Below are 15,515 nucleotides of genomic sequence, written 5' to 3'. Positions count from 1 at the left end.
GCGATCCCCACCACCTACCACTTCGACTACGGAGACGGGACTACCGCCACCACCCACACCCCCGGAGGTGACTACAGCGATCATGCTGCCAGCCTGCCACCAGGGGAAAACCCCATGGACATCCCCACCCCCACCTCCCACATCTATTCCCAGACCGGTGTCTACACCGTCAGCCTAGAAGTCACCTTCACCGGCGAATACCGGATCAACCACGGCCCCTGGACCCCCATCCCAGGGGTCGCCACCGTGGAAGCCACCCCAGGCCAAGCCGATATCTGGCGACGCCGCCACGCCCTGGTCTCTGGACCCTGCACCAACACCACCCCAGAAGCCTTCGGCTGCAACGGACCAGTCACCCTCACCGAAGACGACCAACCACCCCGAATCTGGGCCCACCTCTACGACGAACACAACAACTACATCGGCCCCTAGAGGGGAGAGAAGTACAGAACCCCCAGGCGGAGGGGAGTGCAGAACCCTAGAGGGGAGAGGAGTACAGAACCCTCCAGAACGAGCAGAGAGGCGACGGGCCGCTGAAGAGGAGATTCAGTCGCCTAAAGAGGAGATTCAGTCGGCGTCGGCGGCTACCCGGAACCCGGTATTGCCGGTGGAGGAATCTGCCGTGTTGCAGGTCCGCGCCGAGACCCGATAGCGGCTGCAATAGGAATCGTGACACAGGTAGGAGCCCCCGCGGATCACACGCAGATCCACTGTGGATGACTCCCAAGAGGTCGCCGTCCACTCCCACACATTCCCGCACGGATTGAACAGCCCGTAGCCATTGGGCTGATAGGCCCGCACCGGGGCGGTGCCCACGTAACCGTCCTCGGCAGTATTGCTGGAGGGGAACTCGCCCTGCCAAATATTGCAGCGATGCTCCCCGCCCGGGGTGAACTCATCCCCCCACGGATACAGTGCACCCTCCAGCCCCCCGCGGGCGGCGAACTCCCACTCGGTTTCCGTGGGAAGGCGGGTGCCCGACCACCGGCAGTAGGCCAGCGCATCAGCATAGGAGACGTGCACCACCGGATGATCCTCCCGATCACGCAGATGTGAGCCGGGCCCCTCCGGCGCCGCCCAGTAAGCACCTTCAACGCCGAGCCACCACGGAGTCCCGGCAGCCGTTCCCTTGATGAGTGAGTCATCAAGCCCCTCAGCGAACAGGTGGAACACAAAACTCCACCCGAACTCCTCCGCCTCCGTGCGGTACCCCGTGGCCTCGATGAACCGCCGAAACTGGGCATTCGTCACACTGGTGGAGGCGATACGGAAAGCCTCCACGTACGCCTGACGACTCGGCCGTTCACCGTCCTCATCACTGGCCAGAGGGGAATCCGAGCCACAACGGAACTCACCTGAGGGGATCTCCAACAACTCGAGGCCCGCCCGCTGACGCAAGGTGGCGGCGTCGGGCGTCTGTGTACTCTCCCCGGCCGGAGGTGCGGACCGGCGGGAGAGGTTGATCGGCATAGGCTGCCGAGGTGCATCATCAGAAGCCATAGTTCCGCCAGCTTACGGAGTATGACGCCGCCACGCCCCGGTTTCACATCCCTTTGTCACCATCACACGGCGTGGAGCAGGGGTGATACCGCAGCGGTATGTCATCCCACGGAATCCGCACCATCGAATTGAATCGATTCATTGAATTGGTGACGTGGGTCACTTAGGGTAAAGGGCAATTGACCGCTTCAGTGTGCGGTCTGACCAGGAGGAGATCATGACACGTTCACCAGCCCGCACCCGGACTGCGCTCACCGCCGCGGGACTCACGCTCGCGGTGGCCCTGGCCGGCTGCGGTAACGGCAATGGTAATGGCGGCGAGAACGGCGGCAACGGAGAGGAAGCCCAGGAAGAAGTCGAACTGCGCTTCTCCTTCTGGGGCTCCGATGCCCGCGTGCAGAACACCGAGGAGATCATCGAGGTCTTCGAGGAGGAGTATCCGCACATCACCGTCAACATCGAATACTCCGACTGGGGTGGTTTCTGGGATCAGCTCAACACCCAGTTGGCCGCCGGTGACGGCCCGGACATCTTCCAGATGGATGCGCCCAACATCCGTGAGTACGCCGAACAGGGCTCCCTGCTGGACCTCTCCGATGTGGACCTGACCCACATCCCCGATGAAATCATCGCCTCCGGGACCATCGATGACGCCTACTACGGTCTGGCCTCCGGGGTGACCGCCCCGGCGATTGTGGCCAACCCGCGGCTGTTCGAGGAAGCCGGCGTCGAACTGCCCGATGACACCACCTGGACCTGGGACGACTACAGCGAGATTGCCCAGGAAATCAGCGAGAACCTCGACGACGTCTACGGCTCTGCCGGACCCGACGGGCTGCGCATGATGCAGATGTGGATGCGACAGAATGACAGCGCACTGACCACCGAAGACGGTGAACTCGGCTTCAGCCAGGACGAAGCCCAGGCCTACCTCGAATGGCAGCTGGAACTCTACGAAAACGGCACCTACCCACCGAACGCGGTGATGGTCGAAGACGCCGCCGCAGGAGCCGACCAGAACCTCATCTCCACCGGCGGGGCCGCTATGGCGATGTCACTGACCAACCTGCTGGGCGGTATCTCTGACGCCAACGGAGAGGACATGGTGCTGCTGCGCCTGCCCAGCCCCACCGGCAACGTCGAAGACGCCATGCAGTGGTACAACACCGGGATGGTCTCGGCCAACGCGCACACTGAGCACCCGGAGGAGGTCGTGACCTTCCTGGACTTCTTCGTCAATGACATTGAAGCCGCCCGGATCAACATGGCCGACCGTGGCCTCTCCGCCAACACGGAGATCCGCCCGCAGCTGATGGAAGAAATGGATGACATGAACCGCGCCTCGGCTGAGTTCCTCACCGAAATCGAGGACGAGCTCGGCCCGCCAGAGCCGGTCCCCGCCAGCGGCCAGGCCACCCTCGGTGACATCCTCGAGCGGTACCAGGAAGAGCTCTTCTTCGAGCGATTGACCCCGGAGGAAGCCGCCGAGCAGATGTACCCGGAGATGGAAAACGCCGTTGGCTAATTCCACTGTTCACTCCGCTGATGCCCCGCTGAGCCTCGAGACGCTGCGCACCGGGTTCGCCACCCCGGACAAGGGTGCGCGCCCGATGATGCGGTGGTGGTGGTTCGGTCCCGACGTGGACCGTGCCGACCTCGTGCGCGACCTCGATGACATGGTCGCTGCGGGCATCGGCGGAGTGGAGGTCGCCTTCGTCTACCCCCTGGGGGAGACAAGCGCGGCGTTCCTCTCGGAGGAGCATCTGGCCACCCTGGGCTACGCGGCCGAGGCCGCCGAGGCCCGTGGGATGCGCTTTGACATCACCCTGGGCTCCGGGTGGCCCTACGGGGGACCACACATCGACGCCGAGACCGGGTCACGCAAGATTGCCTGGCTCTACGAGGAAGTCCCCCTGGCCGCTCACCGGCTGGCCCCCGGCCCGTTGTGGGACGGCGATACGATGATTGCCGCCTACATCGGGGACGGCACCACCCATGAAACCCCGGAGCACTTCGAGCCACTGGAGGTCACCGGGGCAGAGATCCTCATCCCCGAAGGCCGAGGCCCACGGGCGGTACTCATCGCGGTCTCCCGGCTGACCCGGCAGAGCCTCAAACGTGCCGCCCACGGCGCCGAGGGTCTCGCCCTGGACCATTACTCGGCAGTTGCCACTCGCCGGCACATCGAGGCGGTGGCCGAGCCGCTGGTCGCCGCCGCAGGAGCCCACCGGATCGGTACCGTCTTCTGCGACTCCTTGGAGGTCTACGAGGCCGACTGGACCCCGCAGCTTCCGGAGGAATTCCGCACCCGGCGAGGGTACGACGTCGTACCTCACCTGTGGAAGCTGCGGCACGACTCCCTAGATGCTCACCAGAGCCCGGACAGCGCCACAGTGCGCGCCGACTACTACCGCACCCTGACCGAACTGCTCGACGAGCAGTTCATCAAAACCATGGGCGACTGGGCCCGATCCAAGGGGCTGCGGTTCCGTATTCAAGCCTACGGGGAGCCGCCCGCCTCGGTCAGCTCCTACCGGCACGCCGACGGATTCGAGGGCGAACACTGGGGGTGGAACCTGGTCACCGCCTGCCGCTGGGCCAGCTCGGCCGCGGAGATCTACGGCACCCCGGTGGTCTCCAGCGAATGCTGGACCTGGACGCACTCGCCGTCTTTCCGCTCCACCCCCTTGGACCTGCTCGGCGAAGCCCAGGAGCACTTCCTGGCCGGCATCAATCAGCTCATCGGGCACGGTTGGCCTGCATCCCCCCGGCCGGAGAACCCCCGGGAGATTGGTCGTATCTTCTACGCCTCCGGGGCTTTGGACTCCCGCAACGCCTGGTGGGATGCCGCCGGAGTGCTCTGGGGTACCTTGCACCGGCTCTCCTGGCTGCTGCGGCAGGGCAGGCGAGCCGTCGACGTCGGGCTCTACATTCCGGCCCAGGACATCTACGCCACGCGATTCCGTGCCGAGGGTCGGATCGACCTCTACCGTGAGACCCGCCTGTACATCGGTCAAGAACTGCCGAGCGTGCTGCGTACTGCGGGGCTGGACTACACGCTCATCGACGACGACGCCGTCACCACTGTGGATCCCGACCGGTACCCGGTCATCGTGTTGCCGTGGACCTCGCGGCTGCCGGAGACAACCCGGGCCTGGCTCCAACAGGTGCACAGCCGCGGTGGCACGGTGCTGGATCTCGGGGGCAGCGCGGGTATCGGCACACCGGTCCACGATGTCTCCGAAGTAGTCCGCTTCACCCCCGCGCGGTTGCGGCTGCAGGGCATCGGCGGCAGCAACCAGGCCGTGGCTGCCACCTCCCGGGTCATCGGGGACATGCAGGCACACCTGGTGGTCAACACGGCGAACGCGCCGGCCGAGGTCGACGTCGTCTTCCCCAGTCCGCGCAGCACCGTGGAGCAGTGGGATCCGGAGACCGGGAATGTCCGTGGGGTGTGGCGGCACACGGCCGAGGTTCGCCTGCACTTAGAGCCCTACGAGTCGGTAGTGCTCATAGAGCACGATGCTGAGCGCGCTGAGACCGAGCACGACGACGCCAGCCCCCCTGAAGCGCATGTCTCGAGTGCCACCCCGGGCGAGGTATGGACACTCGATGACTGGCAGTTCCGTTTTGCCGACACCGCTGCAGCGCAGGCGAAGACCGTGACCCTGCCGCATCTGTGGGAGCAGCACGAAGACCGTCAGGGCTACGCCGGGCAGGGGATCTACACTCGAGAGATCACCATCCCCGCTGCGGCGCAACGCGTGGAACTGGACTTCGGGCCGGGCTGGCCCACCCAGGCGCGCCAGCCCGAACCGGGGCGGTTCGGCAATTCCTACCGCGCCGGACTGCGCGCCCCGGTGGAGACCGCTGCAGTGGTCGAAGTCGACGGGCGGCGGGTCGGTACCCTGTGGAAACCGCCCTACCGCGTGGACCTCACCGAGGCGGTCACTCCGGGCAGCCGGCACCAGCTGCGCCTGCTGGTGGCCAATGTCACCAGCCTGAAACTCGCTGCGGACGATTCGCTCGCTGGGCTGGTGGAGCGCACTGAAGCCCAGTTCGGGCGGCGGTTCCGGATGCAGAGCCTCTCCGCAGCCGCCGACGGGGTGGCTTCCGGAGTGCATCGCTCCCCGCAGGTGACCATCACGATGACCGAACACTCTTAAGCGATCACCGATCGCTGGAGGAAGACCAGTAGACAGTAGAGAGGACAACCAGGTGGGCCGGCCGAACGTCGTCGTCTTTTTCACCGATCAGCAGCGGTGGGACTCCACCGGGGTTGCGGGTAACCCCGAGGGGCTGACCCCCAACCTTGACCGGGCCGCGCGGGACGGAGCGTTCTTCGACGTCGCCGTCACCCCGCAGCCGGTCTGCACCCCGGCGCGGGCCAGTCTGCAGACCGGGCGTTTCGCCACCTCCACGGGGGTGTGGCGCAATGGCATCGCCTTGGGTGAAGAGGCCGATTCCCTGGCCCGGGTGTTCTCCTCTGCGGGGTACCAGACCGGCTACATCGGCAAGTGGCACCTCGCTGAGCCGAGCATCAAGGGCCCGGTCCGGCCCGAACAGCGCGGTGGATACGACTACTGGTTGGCTGCCAACGGTTTGGAGCACACCTCAGACGCCTATGCGACGTCGTTATGGGACGGTGACGAGCAGGAGGTCACACTGCCTGGCTACCGGGTCGATGCCCTGACCGATGCGGCGATCCGCTATATCGATGACCGCAGCGAAGACGACGAGCCGTTCTTCCTGTTCCTCTCTTTCCTGGAACCCCACCACCAGAACCACCGGGATGACTACCCCGGTCCGGAGGCCTACGAGGGTCGCTACACCGGTGCGTGGATGCCACCGGACCTTGCCGCACTGCGGGGTACCGCGTATCAGCACATCGACGGGTACTACGGGATGATCAAGCGGCTCGACGAGGCCTATGGCCGCATCCGTGAGGCGATCAAGAGCCTGGGGTTAGACGAGGACACCGTGGTGGCCTTCACGTCCGACCACGGCAGCCACTTCAAGACCCGCAACAGTGAGTACAAGCGTTCCGTGCATGACGCCTCGGCCCGTGTGCCGCTGGTGCTGACCGGGCCCGGTGTGCCGCAGGGGCGCTATGTCAAAGAGGTTGTCTCCACGGTGGACCTGCCGCCGACTCTGGTGGATCTGGCCGGAATCAATGTTCCGGAGTCTTACCAGGGCCGCTCGTTGCGGGGGTTGCTGACCCACTATGAGGCTGACTGGAAGGACGAGGCGTTTATCCAGGTCAGTGAGTCCGAGCTGGCCCGTGGTATCCGGACGCGGCGGTGGAAATACGGGATTCAAGACCCCGACGCCGACCCGTTGGCTCAGCCGCATTCGGACAGTTACGTGGAAACCTACCTCTACGACCTCAAAGCCGACCCCTACGAACTGCGCAATCTTGCCGGTTCCCCCGCTCACGAAGAGGTGCGGGCGGTGCTGCGCGAGAAGCTGCTGTGGTGGATGGAGCACGCCGGAGAGCCGATGCCTGTGGCGATCCGACCCGCCGAACAAGACACCGGTGCCTCCCAGTTGCGGGTGAGTGCGGAGGAGGCTCGCCACTGACGGACGGAGTGAGTTGGCGCGGCTGAGTCCAGCGTGTGGGCCGGCCGCAGCATGATGCGCGCAGAGTCATAGGAAGGGTTCTGTGATTCTGCGGGTGTATCTAAGCATGTCAACACAGCACAGTGGAAAGCGCTTTCTCCGTTGACGTGAGGCGCATCACAACCATAGTCTTTCTTCACCTAAACGCCTCAGTGAGATGTATCACAAGGATGTGTATCACTGGGGTAGGTACGCACCTTGCACTGCTGTCTCACGTGAAGAGGACAACTATGAAGCACGTCAAGCACTATTCGAAGCTGCTCGCTGCAGGAATGGTCGGAGCACTGGCGCTCTCGGCCTGCGGTGGCGACGCCGACGGGGACGCCGGAGGCGACAACGGCAACGGCAATGGCGACGAGCCTCAGGAGGTCGTCGAGCTCAGCTTCTTGTGGTGGGGTTCTGACGCCCGCCACGAGGCGACCCTGGAGGCCATCGAGGTCTTCAATGAGACCCACGACCACATCGAAGTTGAAGGCCAATACACCGACTGGGGCGGCTACTGGGACCAGTTGGCCACCCAGTCCGCCGGTGGTGACGCTCCGGACATCATCCAGATGGACGATAAGTACCTGCGTGAATACGCCGACCGCGGCTCCCTGCTGGACCTCTCCGACGTTGACGTCTCCCAGTTCGACGAGGACTCGGTGGACAACGGGCGTACCGAGGAAGGGCTGTTCGGTATCACCACCGGGATTAACGCCCTAGCGATGGTCATCAACCCGGAGATCTTCGATGAAGCCGGGGTTGAGATCCCCGACGACACCAGCTGGACCTGGGACGATTTCGCTGAGATCGCCTCTGAGATCAGTGCCAACCATGACTCTGCCTTCGGGACCAATGACCCCAATGAGCCCGGTGGATTCCAGGTGTGGTTGCGTCAGCAGGGCCAGCACTTCACCACCGAGGACGGGGAACTCGGCTTCGATGAAGACGACGCTGCCGAGTACTTCCAGTACTACCTCGACATGGTCGGCGACGGCATGCCGACGGCCTCCGAACTCTCCGAAAACCAGAGTGCTGGACCGGATCAGTCCTTAACCGGTACCGGTCAGGTGGCCATGGCTCCCTGGTGGACCAACCAGCTGCCGGCGCTGACCTCGGCCTCCGGTGTGGAGCTGGAGCTGCTGCGCTTCCCCAGCCAGAGCGGCAACCCGGAGGAGAACGGCATGTGGTACAAGTCCTCGATGCTGATGTCAGCCTCGGCGGACACCGACCACCCCGAAGAAGTCATCGAGTTCATCGACTGGTTCGTCAACTCGGAGGAAGCAGCCGACTTCAACGGGATGGATCGTGGCCTGCCGGCGAACAACGAAGTCCGTGAGTACGTGCTCCAGGACGTGGAAGCCGCCGATCAGCGCTCCGCTGAGTTCATCGAAGAGATCGAAGCCGAGATCGAGGCCCAGCCCGCTGAGCCGATCCCGTCTCTGGGCTTCTCCGCACTGCAGGACATCCTCTACCGGTACGAGGAAGAGGTCTTCTTCGAGAACCTCACTCCGGAAGAAGCTGCCGCCCAGATGATCCCGGAGATGGAGGGCGAACTGCAGTAATCCGCCACAGCGGGTGACACGACGCACCACCGACCGGGCCGGTCTTCCCCCAGGGGAGGCCGGCCCGTGGTGTGCCTGCGGTGCCTGTGCCTGTGGCGCTTGTGGTGCCTGTGATGCTGGTGGTGCCGGTGGGTGCACCAGTGGGTAGATATACCAGCAGCATATATATGGATAAAGTGAGGTGGGTCACCAGCCAATCGATGGGTGCCAGGGATGCGCCGGCGTCGTCGGGCGTGTCCGGTGAGTACACGAAACCAGCGAGACGACACAAGGAGAGATGGTGCCCAGCGCAGAGACACACCACCTGCGGATCCAGCCACCCGGTCCCGTACAGCGTGGGCGCCTGCGCGTCACCGGGACCTCTGACCCGGCGGAGAGTATCGAGGTCACCAGCCGTTACGTGGAACGCGGCGGGACACCGTGGTTCCCCATCACTGGGGAGATCCATTACTCCCGGCTTCCGCGGCACCGGTGGAACGAGACTCTCGGTCTCGCCCGCGCCGGTGGGCTGACCTCGGTGGCCTGCTACGTCTTCTGGCGCCACCACGAGCCCAGCCCTGGGACGTTCCAGTGGACAGACAACCTCGACCTGCGGGGCTTCATCGAAGCGGCCGCCGCCCACGGTTTAGACGTCATCGTGCGGCTGGGACCCTGGTCCCACGGGGAAGCGCGGCACGGCGGATTCCCCGACTGGCTCATCGACTGGGCACAGGAGCACACGGTGGCCCTGCGTACCGATGACCCCGCCTACCTGGAGCGCGTGCGGGCACTCTACCGGGAAACTATCGCCCAGCTACGCGGGCTGACCCACGCCGAGGGTGGCCCGATCATCGGCGCCCAGGTAGAGAACGAACTCTACGATCAGCCCGAGCACCTGACCACCCTGCGCCGGATGGCTGAGGAGCTCGGCCTTGAGGTTCCGTTGTGGACCGCCACCGGATGGGGCGGTGCGCAGGTGCCGGAGACACTGCTGCCGGTCTACTCCGCCTATGCCGACGGCTTCTGGGCCGATGCTCAGACCGACTGGCCGCACTTCGCCGCCCCGCACTACCAGTTCGACGAGACCCGCGACGATCTCGGCACCGGCGCCGACGTGCGGGCAGCCTTAGGGGCCGACGACGACGCCAGCGAGGCTGCGGTGCGAACCTCACCCACCCCATTTATTACCTGCGAGATGGGCGGGGGTATGCATGTGGCCTACCACCGCCGGCCCCGGGTCACCGGCCGTGACATCGCCGCCCTGGCTGCCCTCAAGATCGGCAGCGGGTCAGCCTGGCAGGGCTACTACATGTACGCCGGGGGAACTCAGCGGGAAGTCCTTGGCGGGGATCAGGAGAGTCAGGCCACCGGCTACCCCAATGATGTGCCGCAGCGCAGCTACGACTTCGCCGCGCCCATCGGGGAGCACGGTCAGATCCGCGAGCACTATCACCTGCTGCGCCGCCAGCACCTCTGGCTCCAGGCGGAGGGAAGCCGGTTGGCGACCATGACCACCACCGTAGGGGGCGGCAGTGGTGCACCCGGTGAGCCCCGGTGGGCGGTCCGCAGTGATGGATACAGCGGGTGGCTCTTCGCAAGCACGTACCAGCCCGCGCGGGTCGGACTGCCGCCCCAGCAGGGGGTGCAGTTCGCGGTGACTTTCGACGACGGCGAGACAGTCACCGTACCGAGCCGGGCGGTGGACATCCCCGCGGGTACGTGGTTCACCTGGCCGCTGCGATATCGACTCACCGATGATCTCGTGCTGCGCTCAGCCACGTGCCAGGTCGTCACCCGGCTCTCGCGCCGCGCCAGGCAGGCAGGCACCCCAGGAGGTGGGCAGACCGGAGACCCCGGGCGCGACGTCGTCGTGCTCTGTGCCACTGCTGGCATCCCACCTGAGCTGGTGCTCACCGGGCACGTGCCGGTGGGCGGATGTGCCCGCGGAGTGCACACCGAACACGACGGTGTGGAGGTCACGGTGGTCCACGTCGGCGGGGAGCCCGGTGCCCAGTGCCGGATTCAGCTGCCCGGGGTCGAGGTGATCCTGCTCGATGAGGCCACTGCGGACCGTCTTTACGTCCTGGGGGAGGGCCAGCAGCGTCGGCTGCACTTCTCTGCGGACCCGGTGTACCTGGATCCGCAGACCGGGGAGGTGGTTCGGCTCAGTCAGCGCAAGGACAGCCGGGTGCTCAGCGACCTGCACCCCGAGGCTACGGCCGGTGTGCCGCGGACTGGTGGACCGGCGGATCGGCTCACCGCCCCGGACGACTACTCCGGTGCTGCGGTGTTCTGCCCGGAGATCCCACCAGAGGCATTCGGGGGTGCACACCGTCTGCTCCTACGGGTGGAGGCCAGTTTCGATGTCGGCCGCGCATGGGTGGGTGATCGGCTCATCAGCGATCACTTTTGGCACGGCCGGGTCTGGGATATCGACCTCACCGATGTGCAGCAGCAGGTGGCCGAGCATGGGTTGCGGTTGGAACTGCTGCCATGGGACCCGGACCTGGGGGTCTGGGTGGACCCCGCGGTGCGGGATACCCCGGCTGGGGTGCATCTGCGTGCTGCCGACCTCATCCGCGTGGAGCGCACAGTCGGCGTCTGAGCCCGGCAAGCGCGCAACCTCCGCCCTCTTGACACGTGTGATGCACACCACTACTGTAACGATACATTAATGTGACGCACGCTATAGATAAGAGGTTTCCCTTCGTGTCCACGCCCTTGAGCGCCGTCGTCGACGTCGATGTGCCTGGTCCTACGATTAGTCGCCATCTCTACGGTCACTTCGCCGAACACCTCGGCCGGTGCGTCTACGAAGGTTTTTGGGTCGGCGAGGATTCCGAGATCCCCCACGTGGACGGTATCCGTGCCGACGTCGTCGAGGCTCTGCGGAAGCTGCAGATCCCCAACCTGCGGTGGCCGGGTGGTTGCTTCGCTGATGAGTACCACTGGATGGACGGCATCGGGCCCCGCGAACAGCGGCCCCGAATGGTCAACACCCACTGGGGCGACGTCGTAGAAAACAATCACTTCGGCACCCACGAGTTCATGCGGCTGTGCGAACTGTTGGACACTGAACCCTATATTTCAGCCAATGTGGGCTCCGGCACCGTGCGTGAGACCAGCGAATGGGTTGAGTACCTCACCCGCGGCGACGATGCGCCCATGTCCGCCCTGCGCTCCCAGCACGGCCGCAGTGACCCATGGAAGGTGACGTTCTTCGGCATCGGCAACGAGCCCTGGGGCTGTGGGGGGAACATGACCGCTGAACAGTACGTGGCCGTGGCGCGCCAGCACGCCACCTACGCCCGCAACCACGGCGACAACCAGCTTTACCGTGTGGCCGCCGGAGCCTCCGATGGTGACTACGCGTGGACCGAGACCCTCATGCGCCACGTCACCACCGGCTTAGGCGACACCGAGCCCTCCGATATCTACCAGGGGATCTCCTTCCACTACTACACCATCGCCGGCACCTGGGCGGACAAAGGCCACGCCACCGAATTCACGCGCAACGAACACTGGACCACCATCCGCAAAGCCCACCAGGTGCGTGAACTGCTCGCCGGACACAGTGCGGTGATGGACGCCTATGACCCCACCCGCAAGCTCGGTCTGGTCCTGGATGAATGGGGTACGTGGTGGAACGTCGAAGACGGTACCAACCCCGGCTTCCTATACCAGCAGAACACCATGCGTGACGCGCTGGTCGCCGCCGTGCACTTTGAAGCCTTCCATGACTACGCCGAGCGGCTACGGCTGGCTAACATCGCCCAGACCGTCAACGTGCTGCAAGCCATGATGCTCACCGAGGGGGCGCAGCTGATCCTCACCCCCAGCTACCACGTCTTCGAGATGAGCACCGGCCACCACGACGCCCAACGGCTCGATGTCCGGTGGCGGTCCGATACCGCCCGCACCCGCGAGGTCGACGGTGAGCAGGTCGCCACCGTCTGTGTCACTGCCTCCACCAAGGAGAACCGGCTCACCCTCACCGCAGCGAACCTGGACCCGGATACCGCCCAGACCGTGGAACTACACCTGCGCGGGGCACCGCTCACAGGACTCACCGGACGGATTCTGGTCGGCGACGACGTCACCGCGCACAACACCGCCGAAACCCCCGATGCGGTCACACCCACAGCCTACGACGGCGCCAGTCTCCACTCCGGGCCCTACGGCACCGTCCTCACGCTGCGGCTACCGGCAGCCAGCTACGTGAGTCTCACCGCCGAACTCGACCCCACCCCGGAGGTGAGCAGTACCCGCTGACGCTGCCACCGGCGTCGTGCGTTTCCCCCGAACACCCCACCCCCCGCACCCCTGCTGGCCCGCATCACCTTACGGGCCAGAAACTCAACGAGGAGAACTGTCATGAGAAACACGCGAACCCTCCAGTTGGCAGCCACCACCTGTGTGGCCGCTGTGGCGATCACCGCCTGTGGCGGCAACGGCGGGGGAGGTGACGACGACGCCGATGTGACCCTCCGCATGGCGTGGTGGGGAGCCGACTACCGCAACACGGTCACCGAAGAGATGATCGGCATCTGCGAAGAGGAAGCCGGCGTGAGCATCACCCCCGACTACACCGACTGGGAAGGCTACTGGGACCAGTTGGCGACCCAGACCGGTGGCGGTGACACCCCTGACATCATCCAAATGGACGACACCTACCTGCGCGAATACGCCGACCGCGGCATCCTGCTGGACCTGGCCGACGTTGACGTCTCCGCCATGGACGAGGACTCCATCGCCAATGGGCAGACCGAAGACGGCCAGATGGGCATCACCACAGGTGTGAACTCCATGGCGTTTTTGGCCAACCCGGAGGTCTTCGCGGAAGCCGGTATGGACTTACCCGATGACACCAGCTGGACCTGGGATGAGTACCGTCAGCTGGTCATCGAGCTGACGGAAGCCCTGCCGGATGGTTGGTACGGCGACGGTGGCCCCGTGCAACCGGCCGACTTCCAGATCTGGCTGCGGCAGAACGGCAAGCATTTGACCACCGACGACGGCGACATCGGCTTTGATGAGGCCGACCTTGAGGAGTACTTCGAGTTCCAGTTGGGCCTCATCGAAGACGGCGGTTATCCGAACGCCTCGCTGATGCAGGAGGAATCCAACGCGGCACCGGGTGAGTCGATGTTCGAAGTCGGCGAGCAGGCTCTGGGCCGCTGGTGGTCCAACACCATGCCGGGGGTCTCCGATCAGGCTGGTACCGATATGGTTATGCTGCGCTGGCCTTCGGCCACCGGCAACTCGGAGGACAACGGCCTGTGGTACAAGTCCACCATGCTGTGGTCCGGCTACGCTGGCACCGACCACCCGGAGGAGACCCAGGCGGTTATCGACTGCCTGGTCAACAACGAAGAGGCCGGCCGGGCTCAGGGTATGGACCGTGGACTGCCCGCCAATGAACAGGTGCGCGACGCCGTCGTCGCCGATTTGGAGGGCAATGACCTCGCCGTGGCTGAGTGGATGGATGAGATCGAACCGGACATCGAGGCCCAGGACCCCGAGCCGGTTCCCGCTATGGGGGCCAGCGCGCTGCAGGATATCCTGGGCCGCTACTCCGAGGAGGTCTACTTCGAGCGGATGAGTCCCGCGGAGGCTGCTGAAGCTGTGGTGGCAGAAGCTTCTGACGCCGTAGGGGAGTGATGAAGTCGGCGTCGTACCACCCGTTCTGGTCAGACCTGACGTAGCGTCTTAGACATGCTGCGCACAGTGACCATGAGCGATGTCGCCCGCGCCGCTGGGGTGTCCCCAATGACCGTGTCCAATGTGGTCAACGGGCGCCCCGGCGTCAGCGAGGCGGTGCGCCGGCGTGTGCTAGAGCAGATCGAGGCCACAGGTTACCGGATGAACGCTGCGGCCCGGCAGTTGCGCTCGGGGCGCAGCGGGGTGATCGGACTAGCTGTTCCGGAGCTGGACCGACCCTACTTCGGTGCGCTCGGTTCCCACATCACTCGAGTGGCCAAGGATGCCGGGTATCGCATCGCCGTGGAGGAAACCGGTGCGGGGGAGGCCGGGGAGATCGATGCGATCCAGTTGTCCCAGTCTCTGCAGTATGACGGGCTGATCCTTTCCTCGGTGAATATGGACTTGCGGAAGATCGGCGGGGTGCAGTCCTTCCCGATCGTGCTGCTGGGGGAGCGGGATAACCCCACTGGCGCCGACCACATTGCCTTGCCCAATGTGGAGGGTGCCCGCGCGGTGACCAGGCATCTGGCTGAGCGCGGGGCCCGACGCATCGCTTATGTGGGAGGTCCATCCACGGAGGCGGTGTCCATCTTCAGTCTGCGCCGTGAGGGGTTCGAGGCCGGTCTGGCCGACGCCGGGCTCGAGGTTCCCCGCGGGGGTGAGGATCCACTGCGGTTTGAGACTCAGCTCATCACCATGGAGGAAGGCCGCCGGGCCGGTTGGCAGATTGCCGAATCGCCGCAGCTGCCCGATGCGGTCTTCGCCATCACGGACACAGTGGCGCTGGGGGTCGTCCGTGGCCTGGCCGACCGCGGTGTGCGCGTGCCCGAGGATCTGCTGGTCGCCGGGTTCGACGACGTCCCGGAGTCTGAATACCTGGTTCCCTCACTGACCACAGTGGCTCCGGACCATGAGTGGACCGCGCGGCGAGCCGTGGAATTACTCCTGGCCCGAATGGAGAAGCCCTCCCGGACGGGCAATGAGGAACGAGCGCCTTTCACGGTGGCCATCCGCGAATCCACCGGGGGATGAACCAGCCCCGAGGTGCTTGGGGAGTGCCGGGGCTCCATCGTTGAGGTTGCACTTCTGTAGAGATCTCTTGTGTGTGCTTTATCGATATGCCATAGTGATTCAGATCACATTTACGCGTGATTGGTGTCGAGTGCG

Annotated in this window: 10 protein-coding genes; 9 read left to right on the top strand and 1 reads right to left on the bottom strand. The window is 65.1% G+C overall.

Translation table 11 applies throughout. The features are described from left to right. Nucleotides 1–432 (top strand): hypothetical protein (locus H578_RS16425; protein WP_022873020.1); only part of this gene is annotated, 432 nt, incomplete at its 5' end. Between the two features lie 135 nt (nucleotides 433–567). Here H578_RS16425 and H578_RS13975 read toward each other — a convergent pair. Further along, nucleotides 568–1,500 (bottom strand): formylglycine-generating enzyme family protein, encoded by a 933-nt coding sequence (locus H578_RS13975; RefSeq protein ID WP_084710053.1) that lies wholly within the window; start codon nucleotides 1,498–1,500, stop codon nucleotides 568–570. 217 nt (nucleotides 1,501–1,717) lie between these two features. Between H578_RS13975 and H578_RS0107185 the strand changes: the two genes are divergently transcribed. The 8 genes from H578_RS0107185 to H578_RS0107150 all read left to right on the top strand — a co-directional run bounded on the left by H578_RS0107185 (nucleotide 1,718) and on the right by H578_RS0107150 (nucleotide 15,380). After that, a complete protein-coding gene (locus H578_RS0107185; protein WP_022873018.1) occupies nucleotides 1,718–3,025 on the top strand; it encodes an ABC transporter substrate-binding protein in 1,308 nt (435 codons plus the stop codon). Continuing rightward, the gene (locus H578_RS0107180; protein ID WP_022873017.1) at nucleotides 3,018–5,666 is read left to right on the top strand and encodes a glycosyl hydrolase; all 2,649 of its coding nucleotides are present in this window, start codon (nucleotides 3,018–3,020) and stop codon (nucleotides 5,664–5,666) included. Before H578_RS0107185 ends, H578_RS0107180 begins: the two co-directional genes overlap by 8 nt. Before the next feature lie 52 nt (nucleotides 5,667–5,718). After that, nucleotides 5,719–7,080 (top strand): sulfatase family protein, encoded by a 1,362-nt coding sequence (locus H578_RS0107175; RefSeq protein WP_022873016.1) that lies wholly within the window; start codon nucleotides 5,719–5,721, stop codon nucleotides 7,078–7,080. A 269-nt stretch (nucleotides 7,081–7,349) separates the two neighbouring features. After that, nucleotides 7,350–8,666: an ABC transporter substrate-binding protein gene (locus H578_RS0107170; RefSeq protein ID WP_028464041.1), complete on the top strand. Its 1,317-nt coding sequence runs from the start codon at nucleotides 7,350–7,352 to the stop codon at nucleotides 8,664–8,666. Nucleotides 8,667–8,943: 277 nt separating this feature from the next. Further along, the gene (locus tag H578_RS0107165) at nucleotides 8,944–11,250 is read left to right on the top strand and encodes a beta-galactosidase (protein WP_022873014.1); all 2,307 of its coding nucleotides are present in this window, start codon (nucleotides 8,944–8,946) and stop codon (nucleotides 11,248–11,250) included. A 104-nt stretch (nucleotides 11,251–11,354) separates the two neighbouring features. After that, nucleotides 11,355–12,917 carry an alpha-N-arabinofuranosidase gene (locus H578_RS0107160; RefSeq protein WP_022873013.1) on the top strand — a complete coding sequence of 521 codons (1,563 nt, stop codon included), beginning with the start codon at nucleotides 11,355–11,357 and terminating at the stop codon, nucleotides 12,915–12,917. A gap of 102 nt (nucleotides 12,918–13,019) precedes the next feature. Further along, nucleotides 13,020–14,306 (top strand): ABC transporter substrate-binding protein, encoded by a 1,287-nt coding sequence (locus tag H578_RS0107155; RefSeq protein WP_022873012.1) that lies wholly within the window; start codon nucleotides 13,020–13,022, stop codon nucleotides 14,304–14,306. A gap of 54 nt (nucleotides 14,307–14,360) precedes the next feature. After that, nucleotides 14,361–15,380: a LacI family DNA-binding transcriptional regulator gene (locus H578_RS0107150; protein ID WP_033420396.1), complete on the top strand. Its 1,020-nt coding sequence runs from the start codon at nucleotides 14,361–14,363 to the stop codon at nucleotides 15,378–15,380. The last annotated feature ends 135 nt before the right edge of the window (nucleotides 15,381–15,515 follow it).

Source organism: Nesterenkonia alba DSM 19423, assembly GCF_000421745.1.
Taxonomy (GTDB): domain Bacteria; phylum Actinomycetota; class Actinomycetes; order Actinomycetales; family Micrococcaceae; genus Nesterenkonia; species Nesterenkonia alba.
Note: the sequence above shows the minus strand (reverse complement) of the source record. Positions and strands in the feature narration are given on the sequence as shown.

Bases quoted from the DNA above. Each gene is read 5' to 3' on its own strand.
- H578_RS0107170 (WP_028464041.1), top strand. From the start codon at position 7,350: ATGAAGCACGTCAAGCACTATTCGAAGCTGCTCGCTGCAGGAATGGTC.
- H578_RS0107165 (WP_022873014.1), top strand. From the start codon at position 8,944: ATGGTGCCCAGCGCAGAGACACACCACCTGCGGATCCAGCCACCCGGT.
- H578_RS0107185 (WP_022873018.1), top strand. From the start codon at position 1,718: ATGACACGTTCACCAGCCCGCACCCGGACTGCGCTCACCGCCGCGGGA.
- H578_RS13975 (WP_084710053.1), bottom strand. From the start codon at position 1,500: ATGGCTTCTGATGATGCACCTCGGCAGCCTATGCCGATCAACCTCTCC.
- H578_RS0107150 (WP_033420396.1), top strand. From the start codon at position 14,361: ATGCTGCGCACAGTGACCATGAGCGATGTCGCCCGCGCCGCTGGGGTG.
- H578_RS0107155 (WP_022873012.1), top strand. From the start codon at position 13,020: ATGAGAAACACGCGAACCCTCCAGTTGGCAGCCACCACCTGTGTGGCC.